This is a genomic window from Streptomyces sp. NBC_00989, from assembly GCF_045162655.1.
GTDB lineage: Bacteria > Actinomycetota > Actinomycetes > Streptomycetales > Streptomycetaceae > Streptomyces.
In genome coordinates this window covers 11,887,154-11,903,480 of sequence record NZ_CP108728.1, presented here as the reverse complement: position 1 = coordinate 11,903,480, position 16,327 = coordinate 11,887,154, and the positions used below count along the sequence as shown (strand labels likewise).

Genomic DNA, 16,327 nt, shown 5'->3' with positions numbered 1-16,327 from the left:
CCGGGCCGAAGGACCGCAGAGCGATGCCGGCCACCGGTACGCCCCTTCGCGAGTCACGGTCCAGGCGAAGGCGGGCCGCCGAAGGCCCCCCGGTGCCACAGGCGGGACGGAGCCGCGCCGGTGACCGTGGAGGAGCACCTGGAAGCGGTCCCCGGCGGCGCCGGCGACAGCCGGCCGGTGATCGACGAAGCCCGGCTCGTCATGTTCTACGAGCAGGAGGCCGCCCGTCTGCGCCGGTACCTGTACCGCAAGGCCGGCGCGAACGACGCCGAGGATCTCATGATCCACGTGTTCGAGCAGTTCTTCGCCTGGTGGCCGGACAACCCCGGCCACACCAACCCGGTGGCAAGCCTCTACCGGATCGCCAACTGCCGTCTGCTGGACCGGCTGCGCAGCATGGGCCGGGACCTGACCCTCGTCGCGGACGACCTGCACGCGGCCATGGACGTCGAGGCGGGCGAGGACGGATTCGAAGCCGTCGACCTGCGCCTGGACCTCGACCGGGCACTGGCCGAACTGACCGAGCAGCAGCGGCAGTCGCTGGTGCTGCGCTACGTGGCGGAGCTCTCGGTACAGGACTGTGCCGAGACCCTCGGGGTCAGCTACGAGAACATGAAGAAGATCTTGACGAAGGCGCGGGATTTGCTGCGGCGTTCGCCGCGGATGGATAGCTACGAGATCGCCGCAGGGATGAAGGAGGTGCGCCGGTGAAGCACGTGGAGAGCGACGGACGTGATGTGCCGCAGGAGTGCGGCACACCGAGCGCGGCCCGGAAGGCGGGATTCGCCGCGGTCATGCAGCGGCTGGCGAGCCGGAGCGAGGCCGAGCGCGCCGTGCTTGCGGCCGAGGCCGAGGGTGCGGTCCTGGGCTACGAGGCGTACGCCCTGGGCCAGGAGTACCTGGAGCGCGGCAACTGGGCCAAGGCCCTCCAGTGGCTGAAGGTGGCGGCCCGCCACCGTGTCCCCGGCGCGGACGGCACCCTTGCCGAGGCGCAGACACGCCAGGCCGCAGACCGCCTCGCCCCACAGCCTCCGGACACGGCCACACGCTGGACCCGGCACGGCGCGGACGCGGCGGTGCCCGCCGAATCTGCGGACACCGCACCGACCGTGGTCTGCGGGCAGAACCGGATCACCGCCCCCACGACCTGGCGCGACTGGCCGCCGGTGCAGGTACGACTGGTGCGCCCGGACCCCTGGGCGGCCGAACAGGCTGCCGCCCGGGCGGCGGCCGAACGGATCACCACGCAGGCCCGCCGGGAAGCGGCCGAACTCCTCGGCCGGGCGCAGCAGCAGGCCGAGGCCGCCATGCGTGCCGCACGCGAACAGGTATCGCCGACCCCTCCTGCAGGCCGTCTGCAGAGGTACACGCCGTTGGCGATCAGGCTGCCTGCGGACTTCTCACTCGAGGCCACCGAACTCTTTTGCACCGCGAGGCAGGTGATGTTCCGTCATGGCCTGGTCCAGATGCTGAAGTTGGTCTTCTCCACGGAAGAGGCAGACCTGCGCAGGACGCAGGCCTATGCGCCACGTCCGGCACCGAAGCCTGGGGCTCCCTGGCGGTCGGGGCACGACCGCATCCCGGTTCCGATCACGCTCGGCTGCGCCGTCCTCGTGTCGTTGCCGACGGCGCCGTCGCCTCAAAAGCCGCTCCCCATGGGACAGCCGGCACCGGCCATGGCCTTGGGCGGAGGGCACTTCGGTGAGCCCGCGCCCGACCTCGTAGGGCAGGAGCAGTTCGGACTGGTGAAGCTGCGGATGCTCTCCGCCGGAGTGCCCGTTGTGGTGGCAGCCTGCGGACTGGTCGACGATCCCGCGCCTGACCTCTCGCCGCAGGAACACGTGGGACTGGTGAAGCTGCGGCCGATGGCCTCCGACGGACTGCCCGTTGGGGTGACAGGCAGCACAGGGCCAGCCGGCCATGGACTGTGGACTCCTGGCTCTCCCGGGCTACCAACAGGAAAGTGGGCTCCCGCACCCGGCGGAACCGACGCCGAGCGGAGTGCCGGGTCGGGCAGACCATGGCAGGGCCAGACTGTGCAGGACCGGCCGCCGATGGATGAAGCATGCGCGGACAGCACTGCGTGACGGCGGAGCATACTGCTGCGGCCCCGGCCGGAACTCCGCCGCCCGCCGCCGGAACGGACACGGACTGGCGGGTGCGAGCGCTGCAAACGGCTTGTGGCGTGAGTTCGTCGGGCGCTTCGGGAAACGGTGACTGCTGCGGGCGCAACAGGCAGGCCGCCGAGCACGGCTTGAGCGGCAGCACCCCGCCTCGACGCGGACTCTCACGGGCCGCGGACGCATAACAGCGCGGTCTTCCTGCCCGCGTGCGGCGGAGCCCCAGGGCAGCGATGCCGCATCCGTCGTCGACACCGGGCGGGGAGAGGTGTGCCCGGCATCTGGAGTGAGGGCGCCCGGCAGAGGAGGGCTCTTGGCTTCTCGTCGGACAGCCTCCGACGGTCCGGGACCAGCACTCACAGAAAGTGAGGCACGTCACACGAAATCAGGGACAGGCGAAAACAGGTTCGAACATTGCGGCCGGAAAATACGGACTAATTACCCTCGACAGGACCGGAAAGCAAGATCGAAAAGATGATCAACAACGGCAGGAAAAGGGAACAGGGGCCCGCCTTGATATTCTTTCCTCAGCAGGCTCATATCCCCTAGAAGAAAGGCCCAGGCATGTCCGGTATCGAAGAGTCGGCTTCCGAGCGTTCCGACGACAAGGTGCCGGGAAAAGGTGACCGCCGCCTGTGGAAGTGGCTCCTCGCCCTCCACGTCATCGTGGCGACCACGTACTACAGCATCTACATCGTGGAGCACTGGCTGCGGCCCCTGCTCTGCACACTGGCCAGCATGATTGTGCAGGTCATCGGGATGCTGTAGGCCGACAGGGCCGGAGTCACCAGCCGGTGACCCCAGCCCTGCGGCAGTCCCGGAACCTTCCCGGGAATCTCACACGGTTTCGCGGCCAAGAGATTCCCGGGAAACAACTTTCCAAGACTGTGCCCGGAGGTTCGGCGTCGCCGAACTTTCGGGCACAGTCATTCTACCGCGTCCCGAACTGGAATCACACTCCACATACGAATGTTTTGGACGTCGGAACTTTCCAGTTCGTCAAATCCGGCAGCAACTACCGCACCGGCAATGTTTTGCATGCCTGCAATTCATGTTCACCATTTCACTTCCGACGTCGGTGCAGTTCACGTTCACCACTTCACTTCCGACGTCGGCACAATTCATGCCGTGTGATTGCGGAGGGAAGTTGTTCCGGTCGAGTGGAAAAACCAATTCATCTTCCGCGGTGCAACTGGCGCGGTCGCCGGCTGCCGGGTGAGCTCCCGGCGCAGGTCAGCGCAGTGCCTGCTGCTGTGCGGATGCCGGGCCGGGGACGGCGGCCGGCTCCGTCTCGGGTGTGCTCCAGTCCTCCTGGAGGATCCCGGACAGCAGCTCCGCCTGCTGGGGCGGCAGTGTTCCGGCGTTCCTCTTCGTGCGGGTCTTGGCGAGCCAGGGACCGATCATGACGCGTTCGCCGTCGACCTCGATCCACTCGCGGGCGCCGGGGGTGCGTCCCCAGCGGTCGACGAACAGGCTGAGGATCTGCGCGGTCTGGGCGAAGGTGCGCCGCTTCGGGGCGCCGGCGCTGGGGGAGGCCTGGTCGGGGGTGAGGCCGGTCGAGGTGAGCAGGTCGCGCTGTCCGGGGGCGAGCTGGGTCCAGGTGGTGAACTGGCGGTGCAGCCAGCTGCCCGCCTTGACGGTGCCGATGACCGTGTCGCGGGTGAGGGTGGCGGGGTGGTGGCCGGCTTCGAGGTGGCGGCGGATCACGTGGTACTTGCGGTGCCAGTCGGGGCCGTGCGGGAGCATCCAGCCGGGGTCGAGGGCGGTGAGTTCGGCGGCGCGGGCGGGGGTGAGGCGGCCGTTGCGGGCGGCGGTGCGCTGGTCGGCGAGGAACTGGCCGCCGGGCGCCTGGGCGGGGACGGCGAGGTGGCCGTGTTCGGCGAGGAAGGCCTCGACGGTGGCCATGTGCCCCTGCCAGAGGGCCTCGTGCTCGTCCCAGACCATGCCGAGCGCCTCGAGTTCGGCGGTCCACGCCGGATCGAGGGCGCCCGCGCGGTGGGCGGTGCGCTGGCCGGTGACGAAGGCCCCCAGCCGGTAGCCGTAGGCGTCCTCGTAGTCGGCGCTCACGCGCAGGTGGCCGCGCTCGGCGTGGTAGCGGACCGCGGCCGCGAGGCCCGCGCGGCGCGGGGCGGACAGGACGGCGCCGTCGGAGGGCCACACCAGCAGGTCCAGGGCGCGGGCGATCGCGGTGGGGTCGAGGGTGTGGTCGAAGCGGAAACGGCGGGTGATGTAGGTGTGGGAGTCGCGGGCGGGGTGGGTGTTCTTGGCGCGGGGGGCGCGGGCGGCGATGGTCTGGTCGTGGTGGCGCAGGGCTGCGGTGACCAGCCAGAGGGCTTCGTAGGGGGTGCCGAGGAGGTCGGTGGGGTCGGCGCCGGGCGGGATGTAGGCGGGGACGACGAGGGAGGCCGTCTTGGTCGTGAGGGTGGGGGGTTTGCGCAGGGCGCGGCCCAGGGCCTGGACGATGCGGCGGACGCTGGCGGTGCGGTCGGCGAAGACGATGCCGTCGACGGCCGGCAGGTCGACGCCTTCGCCCAGGACCTTGGCGTTGGCCAGCACGCCGCGTTCGGCGTCGGCGAAGCGGGTGAGGATGGCGGCGCGCCGGTGGGGGCTGTGGGTGCCGTCGATGGACTGCACGCTCAGCTGGCCGGCCCAGCCGGGGCGCAGGTCGTCGGGGAGGGTGCGCAGGGTGTGGGCGAACTGGCGGGCGAAGTCTGCGGCGTCGGCGATCTGCTGGAAGTAGACGAACACATGCTTGAGGTTCTGCTCGCGCATGGCCTTGAGGATGGCCAGGTGCAGGGCGGTGGTGCGGCGTGCGGTGGGCCCGGCGTCCGGGTCGGTGAGGGCGGTGCGCAGGTCGGTGTCGGTGACAGTGGGCACGACGAGCTGGTAGTCGGCCAGGACGCCGTCGTCGATGGCGTCGGCGTGGGAGTAGGTGTGCAGACGGGGGCCGAAGACCCTCGGCTGGTCCATCGTCGCCAGCAGGGACGGATCGTCCCAGCCGGGCGCGGTGGAGGGGGTGCGCTTGGGCTGCGCCCTGCTGGTGGGCGCCTCGGCCAGGCGGGGGGCCTCCCACACGTAGGGGGTGGCGGTGAGGTAGAGGCGGCGCTCGGCGGGGATGCGCTCGTCGTCGTGCAGCGCGGTCCAGTTCTTGGTCCAGGTGCCCGCGGTGGCGTGGGCCTCGTCCACGACCAGCAGCCCGAACACGGGCGGGGCGAACACCGCGGAGTGCTGGGCCTCTGCGACCTTGTCCAGGGAGTCGAAGGTGAAGAACACCGTCGCCCGGGGGTGGCGGCCCAGCCAGTAGGCCAGGTACTCCCCCGAGTTGGTGGAGGCGACGTCGGCGTCGGCCAGCAGCGGGTGGGAGGCGGCGTTCATCGAGGAGACGGTGATCATCGGCTCGTCGCGGTGGTCGGCGCGGGCGGCCGCGGCCCACTGGGCAACCAGGTCCAGGCTCGGCGCCGCCACCCCCAGGTGACCGATCCCGAGCGCCTCCGCCGTGCGCAGCGCGATGAGGGTCTTGCCGGTGCCGCAGGCGGACACCTCGTGGCCGCGGGTGCGGGGACGTCTGAGGTGGCGGGCCGCGCTGTCGACGCCGTCCTGCTGGTCCGTGCGCAGGACGAAGCGCGGCGGGCGGCCGTCGGGCGTGGGTTGGGCGGTCATCGCGCGGGTCCTCGGTATGCGGAGCGGCGGGGCGGCGGGCAGGACGTTGGCGTTCATCCTCCCGTACCGCGGGGGCGGGTGCGGTGCGGATCCGCGGAGCGCGCCGGACGGTGGGGCAGGCAAGTGCTGCGGCTTCCGCGCCCGCTGGTCTTTTGGCATCGGGCGGGGCGCACGGTTCCTGGCAGGCCGTCGCGGCCCAACGGGCAGCCGTGTACGTCTCCTTGGCCGTGTGGTTCCGGGGGACTCGTGATGGCGGGGTCTACTACGGTTTCCTGGCGGGCTGCCGAGGGGGCGGTCGTCGGTGAGGAGTTGGCATGCTGCCGCAGGTGGGGCTGTACTACCCGTTCATCCACTTCCGTGATGAGCGGTGGCTGAAGACGGCCGCGCTGTACTGGCGGGAGCTGGCGCGCGTCGTGCCGCAGGGATACCCCCTGGCGGATTCACGGACCGCCCGTGTGCTGCGTGAGGAGCTCGGCTTCGTCAGGCCGGTGGATCCGGCGGAGACAGCCCGGCAGGTGGCACCCCTGTTCCTCAGTGTCCTTGCCCGTCACGGCGGGGCCCTGCGCGCCGCCGGATACGCAGCGTCGCCGGCGTGGGGCGCCTGGGGCCGCCACAGCGCGGGGGACTCCTTCAATCCGGCACCGCCGCTCACATGGGGACGCGCAGCGAGGCACACCCACGGCAGGGTGTCCGCGCGTGCGGGCGTTGCTGCCTCCTACGAGGAAGAGTTCACCCCCGAGCTGCGCGAGGTGCTCATGGAGTGCGGGCTGGCAGCCGATGTGCGGCGGACGCCCGGACTGCAAGAGCGGCAGTCCCTCGTGTACGGGCGCTGGATGGCGATGGACGCCAGACTCACCTGGGTCTACAAGTGTGCGTTTGTCGAAGTCCTCGCGCGCCAGGGCCGTTACACGCCCACGACGGACCAGCCGGATGCGCATCTGGCGTCGGACGGCTGGGATGTGGACCGCATTGCCCAGAGCCTGCTCGACGCTCCGGGCGTGGCAGCGGCCGCTCGGCCGGACGACCTCACCGATGCGGTGGGACTGCTGGCCATCCGTCTGGCTGTGCCGGCCGGAATGGACAACATACCGGTCGAGAAGATCGTCAAGCTGCGCCAGGAGCACCGCGAGGAGTTCGCCGCGTTCAACGCCGTCGTGACGCAGACCGTGGAGGAACTGCGGCAGGAGCTGAGCGGGGTGACGTTGCAGGAGGCGCGCGTGCGCGATGTGCGGCTCGCGGTCGAGGACCGATTCGATCGTCCCTTGCAGGCCTTGCGGAAAGCGATGAAGGCACAGGGCATGGGTACGGTGTACGGCCTGGCCAACGTGAAGTTCGATGTACCCGCCCTGATGAGCCTGGCCGGTACGGCTGCAGGCGGCTTCCTCGACCATCCCGTGGCAGGTGCGGCAGCCGGAGCGGCGCTCGGCTTCATGAACGTCCGCCACACGCACAAACAGCAGGTGCAAGGCCTCAAGTCCGGGAACCCCGCCGCCTATCTGCTGTCGGTGCAACGCGGCCTGAAACCGCAGTCCCTCCTGCGGCAGATCACCCAGCGCGCCTGACCTGCCCAACGCAGCGAGCAGGCTCCCCTTGTGCACTCGGTGCCGGCACCGGCTGGTGGCCTGTCCGGCACACCGCAGCGGCTTCTAGGCGGCGAAGCCGATGCTGGTGCAGTACTCGTACTGGCCCCACTGGGAGCCGAGATCGACGATCTTCTCGATCCAGGCGTCGTCCAGCGCCCGGTCGTCGCCGGCGGCCCACGCGTCGACGATGCGGTCCCAGTGGCGGACGTTGAGGTGGCGGTGCCCCATGACCCGCTGCAGGGGGCGGCTGACGAGGGACTGGTCGAGGGGGTGGATCTCCACGCGGGTGCCGCGGCCCTCGCGGTTGAGGCGGGACAGGAGGTGGCGGGCGACGTTGTGGCGGCGCACCGCGCGGTAGGCGTCCTCGACGGCGGCGAGGTTCTTCTTCAGGGGCCGGCGCTCGCCGTTGAGCCAGGCGTTGACGGTGTCGTCGGTGACGGTCAGGCCCGCGTCGCGGGCGGCGGTGCGGGCGTGGTCGGTGCGGGTGAGGTAGTGCAGGCGGGCGAGCAGGCCGCGTTCGGTGGTGACGGGGGTGGTGATGTAGGTCAGGTAGGAGTCCAGCTGGCGGGCCACCAGTTCGTGGCCCTTGGTTCCTCGGGCGTGGTACTTGCCGAAGTCGACGGTGCGCTCGGGCATGCGGGGCTGCTCCTCCTCTACTCGTCGGTGTCGCCGGGGGCGGCCGGGTCGTCGGGCGGACCGCCCACCATGTAGGTGTCCTTGACCTTCACCTCGGTGACGCCGCGGCCCTCGGTGAAGACCTGGTGCCAGTCGCCGATGACGTGGAGTTCGTCGGTGCCCTGGACGCTGACGACCATCAGGCCCTCGTCGTGGGCCCTGAATGCCTTGGTCCAGAGGTTGGCGAAGGCCTGGGAGCGGATGAGGTGCATCCAGTCGGGGCGGTTGAGCTCCCGGTTGTACGTCGATTCCCCCATCGTGGAGACGAATTTGGAGTACATGGCTTTCACGTACTCGACGGTGACCTCGTCGTCCTCGGCGATCGCCTTGTCGCGGGCGTCCTTGAGGGTGATGCGGAACTTCTCCAGCAGGCTCTCGGTCGCTCCCGAGGTGAACGACTCGTGGATCACGGGCGGCTCGCACAGCCGGTGCTTCGGGCCCGCCAGACGCATCAGCAGGCGCAGGGTGGGTTCGGTCACCCACAGCGGACCGGGCTCGTCGCGGTCGCCCAGCGGGTTGGGCAGGACCGCGTCGTGTTCCCAGGCGGACGCGGTGATCCGGTGGACCCCGGAGCGGCGCCGGTCGTGGACGTTGCCTTCGGAGTGTTCGAGGCGGCCGATCGGCAGGTGGGTCTTGAGGGCCGACATGTAGGCGCCGTTGATGTCGAGGCGGGCCACTTCGTGCGCTCCGGCGGGCAGTTCGGGGCGGGTCCACTTGGGGCGGGCCTCCCAGATCTGGTCGGCTCCCCTGGCGGTCTGCTTGCGCAGGATGTCGGGGATCCCCGGGTGGGCCACGATGTCGTAGCGGCCGCCCTTGCGGGTGGCGTCCAGCAGGGCCATCGCGTCCGGGATGGCCCGCTTGACCAGCGCAGCGGTCGCGGCCTCCATATCGCCCCGGTGCTCGGCGAGCGCGGCCGCGACCGCGTCGCCGATGGGATCGGGGACGTCGGCGGCGGTCCGCACCCGGCCTGCGGTGGACCCCACCGTCTTCACGCTCCCGGACCGGCGCGGCGGGGCCGGGCGCGGCACACGGCCGGCCGGAGCCTCCGCCACCGAAGGCACCGTCGCAGTGGGTGCCGGGACCGGGGGTGCAGGAGCGGTGCACTCGGCGGGGTCCAGGTGCTGGGGGTAACCGGCGACCTCGTGGCGTGCGTCGTGTCCGCACAGCACGCACGGCCGGGGCACCGTCAGGGTCTGCACGTCCTCGACGTCCTCGGCGTCGTCGGTCTCCTGCCCGGCGGGCGTCTGGTGCGCCGCGTCGCCCGGCCCGGCATCCGGCGCGTCCTCGGCACCGGTGCCGGTGTGGGTGTCGGCATCTTCGGCTGCGCGGTCCGCGTCGAGGGCGGCGAGCCTGGTCTGGGCGCCCTTGAGGAAGTAGGCGTACTGGTCGCGGACTTCGCCGCCCGGGTCGCGGCCGCTCTCCCAGCCGCCGACCGTGGAAGGGCTGACGCCCAGGGCGCGGGCCACCTGCGCACGCGAGAGGTTCAGCGCCTCGCGCAGCATCCGGCGCTGCTCGGCCGGGGGCAGTTCGGCCTCCTTGCGGGCCGTGGCCAGCAGGGCGTCGACCGCGTCGAACTGTGCCATCACCGCTTCCTCTCACGTTCGCCCGTATCCGCCCGTTCCCGCACGGCGCGGCGCGCGTCGGGCAGTTCCTCGCACGCCCGGCTCGGCCCGGCCAGCAGGTCCAGTACGTCGATGCCGTAATGCGCGGCCAGTGCGTCGCAGTCGTCCAGGCTCCATGCGGCCGTGCCGGACTGACGGCGGCTCACCTGCCCCTGCGTGACCCCGAGCACCCCGGCCAGTGCCGCCTGCGACTCACCGGTGGCATGCAGCAGCGCCGCCACCGTGACCCGCACTCGCTCCGCCAGAGACATTCCCATGCCCCACACCCTACCCCAATCATGTGACTTCCGCATGCAGATTGAGTTTTTCGCATCACGAGAAGAGTGTCCGCCCGCAGGCCGGTGCAGACTTCCTCCCTGGACCCGGCGGAGGCAGGCACCGCATGCTGGTGATCACTTGATCACTGCCTTGCCGGAAGGAGCCGCCGTGATCCCGGGCGCCGTCCGTACCGCCCCGCTCGCCGGTGAGACGGCCTTCTCGCTGCTGCGCCGGGCCGCCGCCCGCTACGGCATGACGCCCGCCCAGGTGCTGCCGTGGTGGTCGTGGGCCAACCATCCGCCCCGGCATCCGGGCACGGGCACGGGTCCGCGCCCGGACGCGGAGGTGCTGTTCGACCGGGCCGGGCAGCGGGTGCTGGCGCGGCTGTGCGGCGTGCCCGAGCAGCATCTGGCCCGGGCGCTGCCGTCGTGGCCGCACGCCGCGGCGCTCTTCGGCGAGGAGACGGACGCAGCAGGGCCGCGGGCGCGGTGGGAGCTCGCGTCGCGGGTGGCGGGGCCGGTGGCGCTCGCCTGCCGCCGGTGCGCCGCGCGGCGCACCGGGCGTGACGGGGAGGTGCTGCGGTATCTGCCGCTGTGGCGTCGGGTGTGCCCGCGCCACCAGTACTGGCAGCCGGACGCCCCCGACGGGCAGGACGGGCCCGGCGGGTACGGGCCGGTGGCCCTGGACGTGTCCGGGTGCCCGGAGATCGGGCGCGCGCAGCGGCGCTGGGAGGCGGTGGCCCGGCGCGCGCAGGGTGGGGGGCATGACGCGGGGCGGGTGTTCGCGATGGCGCATGCGGTGGTCGCCCGGTGGTGGGAGCAGGCCCTGTACTGGGAGGAGGAGAGCATCTGGCCCGGCCGGCTGCACCGGGTGGTGGGCGGCAGCGCCGGGGAGCGGCTGGCGTGGTGGCGGGCGGTGGGCCGGGACGCGGTCACCCTGCCCGAGACGGTGGCCGTCGCCGGCGCGCTGATCGACCCGGTGCTGCACGAGCTGGTGTGGGCCGACGCGGGCGGCGCCCGGAGTGTGCGGCCGCTGGGGCCCGACGGCCGTTTCGTGGCCCGCCTCGGCGAGCTGGTCGCGCGTCCCTGGCTGGGGCCGCTGGCCGGGGACGACTGCCCGAGCGCGCTGTACGACTTCATGGGCGTGGTGGTGCGCACCCGGCGCTGGCCGCCGGCGCCCGGCGCGAGCGGTCCGGCCGCCTACGGCTACGACCCGTTCTTCCTGCGCCGTGAGTGGCGGCCGCCGTCCGTGGCCGCAGGACTGCGGCGGCTGGCCGGGCAGGAGTACGCCGCACGGCAGGTGGCGGCCCGTCAGGAGGCGGCCCGCCGGGCGCGGTCGGGGGCGGGCTGGAGCGCGGGCGAGGCGTTCACCGACCGGCGCGGACGCCGCGGACGGGCCTACCGCCGCCGTCCGGCCCCGTAACCGGTCACGCCCCAGGCGGGGAAAGTGCAGGATCCCGCACTGACACGGGCGGACGCTGCGCGGCATCCTGGGCGCCGCGCGCCCGGCCCGCCGGCCGGTGGGCGGGCGGGAGTTGGAGTTACCGGCCGGTTCGCCTGCGCGGCGCCGTACGCATGGACTTGTCTGGAGCACGTGATCATCGAGAGCCATCACGCCGAGGTGCCCGCCGGTTTACCGGCCGCCGCCGCAGGCGGGTGCCGGATCCCGGAGACGGACGGCGTGGAAGCGGTGTTCGCCGCGCCGGACGGAACGCGGCTGCCACGGCGCCGGCTCGCGGCCGCCCCCGTGGGGCGGTTCGAGGACCTTCAGGCGGTGGCGCCGCTCCCCGCGGTGCCCGGACGGCGGTGAGGGCCGGTGGTGGCCGGCTTCCCGGGACAGGCCCTTGAGGGCGATCCTCACCGCGTCGGGGTCTTCCGCGTCGTTGCCTTCAGCGGGGAGACGACGTCGTCCCTGATCTGCCGCATCGCGGCGCGCTACGGGCTGGAGGCGAAGGCGTTGCGATCCTGCTGGAAGTGGCGCAACTACCAGCCCCGCCACGAGAGCGGGCGGGTGCGCTTTGATGCCGATGTCCTGCTGAATACGGCGGGGCGGCAGGTGCTGGCCGGGCTGTGCGGCGTGGGAGAGGAGTCGCTGGCTCAGGTGTTGCCGTCCTGGGCTCGGCAGGACGCGAAGCTGTCCGCCGCGCAGGACGGGGGGCCGCTGGCGGTGTGGCGCATCGGGGGTGAGTTGGCCGGGCCGGTCGCCTTCGGCTGCCGCCGGTGCGCGGCCCGGCGGTGCGGGATGCCGGTGCAGGTGGTGCGGTACGCGGCGCGGTGGGAGCGGGTGTGCGTGCGGCACGGGCGGTGGCAGCTGGATGCGGACGCCGACCAGCCCCTTGAGGACCTCGACCTGCGCGGTGTCCCGGAGGTCGTTGCGGCCCAGCGGCGGTGGGCGGGGGTGGCACGCCGTGCGGTGCGGGCCGGAGCGGAGTGCGGGGAGGTGTTCGCCCTGGCGCACGCGGTCGTGGCCCGGTGGTGGGATGAGGCCCTGTACTGGGAACGGGAGGAGATCTGGCCGCGGCGCCTGCACCAGGTGGCGGGCGGCGACGCCGGCGGGGACGTTGAGCGGTGGCGGATCGTGGGACGGGATGCGGTCATCTTCCCCGAGGTGGTGGCCGTGGCCGGCGCGCTGCTGGACCCGGCCATGGCCGAGCTGGCTTGGAAGGACAGCGGTGGTGCGCGTCCGCGGCAGCTGCCTGTCGACGGAGGATGCTGCCGCCGGCTGGGCGAGCGGGTGGGACGGGACTGGCTGGGGCCGCTCGCCGCGGTCGACTACGGCGGGCCGCTGATCGCGTGGATGGGCAGCGTCATCCGCCTGCGCCGCGGCAGCGGCGGACCGCCCGGGTACGACAACAACCCGTGGTGGGTCCGGCAGGAACACCAGCCCGCGGCCATGGCCACCCAGCTGCGGGTGCTGGCCAAGGAGCGCAGCTCGCCCGGCTCCGGCACCACGTGGCGCTCGGTGGTTCTGGCCGAGCGGCGTGCCCTGATCACTAGTCTGATCGGCGGCGCCGAGGAGCAGTTGACCCAGCTGCGCGGCGCCCAGCAGGGCACGACCACTGATGCCGCGCGGCAGTTGCTGGGCAGCCTCGGCCAGGCCGCCACGCTGATCGACCAGGCCGTGCGGGAGACCGCGGCGGCGGCCCGGCAGGCAGGGGTGGCGCTGGAGGATCTGGCGCAGTGGGCCCGCCTGCCTGCCGACGCCCTGGCCGAGGCGCTCGCGGACTACCACAACGACCGGCCCGGACCTGAGCGGTGAGCACGCATCGCCACGGCCGCAGCACGGCACGGGGCGCTTCGAAGGGTGTTTCCGCATCACCGGGCACGGTGTGATCAAAACCTGTAAAAACTGCCCGTCACCAGGCGGCACGGGCTTGGATGGAGCGTATGAGCGGCAAGGACGCGGCGGCCACATCGGGCGGCCGGCCACGGCGTGTGCAGGCGGCTGCCGCATCGGGGTGGGAGGCGGTCTTCGTCGACCCCCTCGGGCAGGTGGTGCAGCAGCGGTGGGCGGACGCGGCCCTCGCGGTGGCGTTCGAGGACCTGGAGCCGGTATCGACGTTCCCGGTGGTGCCGGGAACGCGGTGGGGTCCGGGCCTGTGGTGGTCGGCCACGACCGGCCGGCATGTGTCCTGCGGATCGGCCGCGATGCGGGCGCAGTTGATGGTGCTGGACCGCGATCCGCGGGTGGTCGGCCTGGCCGGGCGGCCGGTCCGGCTGCTGTGGCGGGACGGGCGCGGCAAGGCGTATTCGTGGGTCCCGCAGCTCTTCGCCCGCTACAGCGACGGCAGCGCCCTGCTGGCCGACTGCCCCAGCCACCCGCAGGCCGGCGGCGAACGGGCCCGGCGGGCTGCGCCGGTTCTCGAGGCGGCGTGCGCGCAGGCCGGCTTCAGCTACCGGCGTCTTGAGCCGCTGGAGAAGGTGCGGGCGGCAAACCTGAAGTGGCTGGCCGGATACCGCCACCCCCGCAACCAGGGCCGGCCCGGCCTCGCGGCCGCCGTGCGCGGGGCGTTTACCCGGCCGCGGCCGCTGATCGAGGGCACCGAAGCGGTCGGCGACCCGCTCGAGGTCCTGCCCGCCGTCTTCCACGCCCTGTGGCACGGACACCTCACGGCGCCCCTGGACGTCCCGCTGAGCGAACGGGTCCTCGTCAGCCCCGGCGCCGACCAGGAGAGCGGCCGCCGCGACAGCACCGGCGGCCCAGACCGTGGGGAGGAGCGGTGAGCGTGCGGCGTGGCGGGCGGCCGGTGCTGAAGGTCGGCGCGCACGTCCGCTTCCGCGACCGCACCTGGCAGGTCATCGCTCTGGCAGGACAGCAGGTCCACCTGGCCGGTGAGGCGGGAGAAGACGAGACCGTCGTGGCCGGGCATCTGTTCGCCGACCCGTCCTTCGCCCTCGTGGGTGCCGAAATGCCCCAGGCCGTGACGCAGTGGGGGCTGTTCGAAACCGCCCCCGAGAGCGCGCGCCGCAAGGCGCTGGCCTGGCAGCGGCACATCCGCGAGGTGGAGTCCGGCCTGCCCGACCAGACGGACAGCGGCCAGGCGCCCCGGGCACAGTACGACCCCGAGCGGTTCACCCTCGCGCAGCGCGAGGAGGCCAAGGCCGCGGAACTGACCGCGATCGGCTTCGGGCCCGTCTCCCGCACGACGGTGCAGCGCATGCGCCTGGCCTACCGCAAACAAGGCCTGTGGGGCCTGGTCGACCACCGCACCACCCGCCGCCCACACCCCACCGGGCGCACCGACGAGCGCGTCATCGCCGCCATCGAGGAAGCCCTGCGCCGCCAGCGCGGCCGCTCCAAGGGCACCATCAAGGGCCTCAGGCCCCTGGTCACCCAGATCCTGACCGACCGGCACGGGCGCGGCACAGTGCCCACGCCCTCCCAGGCCACCTTCTACCGGCTCGTCCACCGGCTCGCCCACCCCGCCGACCACCCCCACCGCCCCGCCCGTACCCTCCCCTCCCCCACCGGCGGACAGGCGTTCACCCCGACCGTGGCGCTGCGCCCGGGCGAACAGGTACAGGTCGACACCACCCGCCTGGACGTCCTCGCCGTCTTCGACGACGGCACCACCGGCCGGCCCGAACTCACGATCGCCGTCGACGTCGCCACCCGCGCCATCCTCGCCGCCGTCCTGCGCCCGGCCGGCACCAAGGCCGTCGACGCCGCCCTGCTGCTGGCCGAGACGGCCGTCCCCCACCCGGCCCGCCCCGCCTGGCCCGACGCGCTGCGCCTGGCCCACGCCCAACTCCCCCAGCTGCAGCGGCTGCTGACCCTGGACGAACGCCTTGAGGGCGCGGCGGCCCGGCCGGTCGTGATACCCGAGACGATCGTCGTCGACCGGGGCAAGGTCTACCTGTCCGCGGCGTTCACCGCCGCCTGCGAAACCCTCGGCATCAGCGTCCAGCCCACCCCGCCCCACGCCCCCACCGCCAAAGGCATCGTGGAGCGCACCTTCGGCACCATCAACGCCCTGCTGTGCCAGCACCTGCCCGGCTACACCGGCTCGGATGTCACCCGGCGCGGACCGGCCGCCGAAGGCGAGGCCCGCTTCAGCGTCGCCCAGCTGCAGGACCTGCTCGATGAATGGCTCATCCACTACCACCACCGCCCGCACGAAGGCCTGCGCCACCCCACCCTGCCGAAGAAGGCGCTCACCCCGAACCAGATGTGGGCCGCTCTGGTCGCGGTGGCCGGGTACGTGTCCCTGCCTTTGAACGGCAACGACTACCTCGAGCTGCTGCCGGTGCGCTGGCAGGCCATCACCGAACGCGGCATCCGCATCGACCACCGCACCTACGACGCGGACGTCCTGGCCCCCTACCGCGGCCAGCCCTCCCCCGTCTCCGCACGCGGCGGCAAATGGGAGATCCACACCAACCCCCACGACGCCCGCCAGGTCTGGATCCGCCTGCCCGACGGACGCCTGACAGAGATCCCGTGGATCCACCGCGACCACATCCACCAGCCTTTCAACACCGCCACCTGGCAGCACATCAAGACCATCACCGCCCGCCACGGCGACCGCGACACCCACGAAGTCGACCTCGCCGACGCCCTCGACCAACTCATGCGCCGCGCCCGCACCGGCACCGCCACCCCCGGCGAACAGCGCCTGATCACCCGCACCGCGCCGCTGAAAACACCCCCGCCCGCGGACCACACCCGCCCTCCCCGCGCTCCGGACCCGCCCGCCGACGGCTGGGACGACGACAGCCTCGACGACCTCGACGACCCGGAACAGGCCGACAGCGAAGACGAACCCGACCCCGGCGACAACGACCACGCCCCCGTGCCGTACACCGGACTCGGCCTCTACGACCCCGCCCAGGAAGCCCTCAACTGGTGACCAGCCCCGCACCCGACCACCACGCCACCACCGACACCACACCGCCGCTGCCTGGCACGC

Annotated in this window: 13 protein-coding genes; 9 read left to right on the top strand and 4 right to left on the bottom strand. The window is 72.5% G+C overall.

Annotated features, from left to right (window positions below; translation table 11 throughout):
* The first annotated feature begins 120 nt into the window (after positions 1-120).
* From OG714_RS53920 to OG714_RS53910, 3 genes are all read left to right on the top strand, one after another.
* The gene (locus OG714_RS53920) at positions 121-711 is read left to right on the top strand and encodes an RNA polymerase sigma factor (protein ID WP_406117669.1); all 591 of its coding nucleotides are present in this window, start codon (positions 121-123) and stop codon (positions 709-711) included.
* The gene (locus tag OG714_RS53915; RefSeq protein ID WP_406117671.1) at positions 708-2,087 is read left to right on the top strand and encodes a hypothetical protein; all 1,380 of its coding nucleotides are present in this window, start codon (positions 708-710) and stop codon (positions 2,085-2,087) included. Before OG714_RS53920 ends, OG714_RS53915 begins: the two co-directional genes overlap by 4 nt.
* Positions 2,088-2,684: 597 nt before the next feature.
* Entirely contained in the window at positions 2,685-2,888 is a 204-nt protein-coding gene (locus OG714_RS53910) for a hypothetical protein (protein ID WP_406117672.1), read from the top strand.
* A gap of 465 nt (positions 2,889-3,353) precedes the next feature.
* Here OG714_RS53910 and OG714_RS53905 read toward each other — a convergent pair whose 3' ends face one another.
* On the bottom strand, positions 3,354-5,837 hold the full coding sequence (locus OG714_RS53905; RefSeq protein ID WP_406117674.1) for a Helicase associated domain protein: 2,484 nt from the start codon (positions 5,835-5,837) through the stop codon (positions 3,354-3,356).
* Positions 5,838-6,094: 257 nt separating this feature from the next.
* Between OG714_RS53905 and OG714_RS53900 the strand changes: the two genes are divergently transcribed.
* Positions 6,095-7,342 carry a DUF6236 family protein gene (locus OG714_RS53900; protein WP_406117675.1) on the top strand — a complete coding sequence of 416 codons (1,248 nt, stop codon included), beginning with the start codon at positions 6,095-6,097 and terminating at the stop codon, positions 7,340-7,342.
* Between the two features lie 84 nt (positions 7,343-7,426).
* Here the strand turns inward: OG714_RS53900 and OG714_RS53895 are convergent, their stop codons facing one another.
* Genes OG714_RS53895 through OG714_RS53885 form a run of 3 tightly spaced genes read right to left on the bottom strand, consistent with a single transcriptional unit; the run spans position 7,427 to position 9,917 of the window.
* A complete protein-coding gene (locus OG714_RS53895) occupies positions 7,427-7,999 on the bottom strand; it encodes a transcriptional regulator (protein WP_406117676.1) in 573 nt (190 codons plus the stop codon).
* A gap of 17 nt (positions 8,000-8,016) precedes the next feature.
* Positions 8,017-9,621 carry a helix-turn-helix domain-containing protein gene (locus OG714_RS53890; protein WP_406117678.1) on the bottom strand — a complete coding sequence of 535 codons (1,605 nt, stop codon included), beginning with the start codon at positions 9,619-9,621 and terminating at the stop codon, positions 8,017-8,019.
* Positions 9,621-9,917, bottom strand: a complete 297-nt coding sequence (locus OG714_RS53885) for a helix-turn-helix domain-containing protein (protein WP_406117679.1) — start codon at positions 9,915-9,917, stop codon at positions 9,621-9,623. The genes OG714_RS53890 and OG714_RS53885 overlap by 1 nt, the downstream gene beginning before the upstream one ends.
* A 169-nt stretch (positions 9,918-10,086) precedes the next feature.
* Here OG714_RS53885 and OG714_RS53880 point away from each other — a divergent pair, with 169 nt between their 5' ends.
* The 5 genes from OG714_RS53880 (at position 10,087) to OG714_RS53860 (ending at position 16,267) form a co-directional block, all read left to right on the top strand.
* On the top strand, positions 10,087-11,340 hold the full coding sequence (locus tag OG714_RS53880) for a DNA-binding protein (protein ID WP_406117681.1): 1,254 nt from the start codon (positions 10,087-10,089) through the stop codon (positions 11,338-11,340).
* A gap of 171 nt (positions 11,341-11,511) precedes the next feature.
* Positions 11,512-11,727, top strand: coding sequence for a hypothetical protein (locus tag OG714_RS53875; protein ID WP_406117682.1), 216 nt, complete (start codon positions 11,512-11,514; stop codon positions 11,725-11,727).
* Positions 11,728-11,736: 9 nt separating this feature from the next.
* Positions 11,737-13,176 carry a DNA-binding protein gene (locus OG714_RS53870; protein ID WP_406117683.1) on the top strand — a complete coding sequence of 480 codons (1,440 nt, stop codon included), beginning with the start codon at positions 11,737-11,739 and terminating at the stop codon, positions 13,174-13,176.
* Between the two features lie 128 nt (positions 13,177-13,304).
* Positions 13,305-14,141, top strand: coding sequence for a TnsA-like heteromeric transposase endonuclease subunit (locus OG714_RS53865; protein ID WP_406117684.1), 837 nt, complete (start codon positions 13,305-13,307; stop codon positions 14,139-14,141).
* On the top strand, positions 14,138-16,267 hold the full coding sequence (locus tag OG714_RS53860; RefSeq protein ID WP_406117685.1) for a Mu transposase C-terminal domain-containing protein: 2,130 nt from the start codon (positions 14,138-14,140) through the stop codon (positions 16,265-16,267). The genes OG714_RS53865 and OG714_RS53860 overlap by 4 nt, the downstream gene beginning before the upstream one ends.
* Positions 16,268-16,327: the final 60 nt, after the last annotated feature.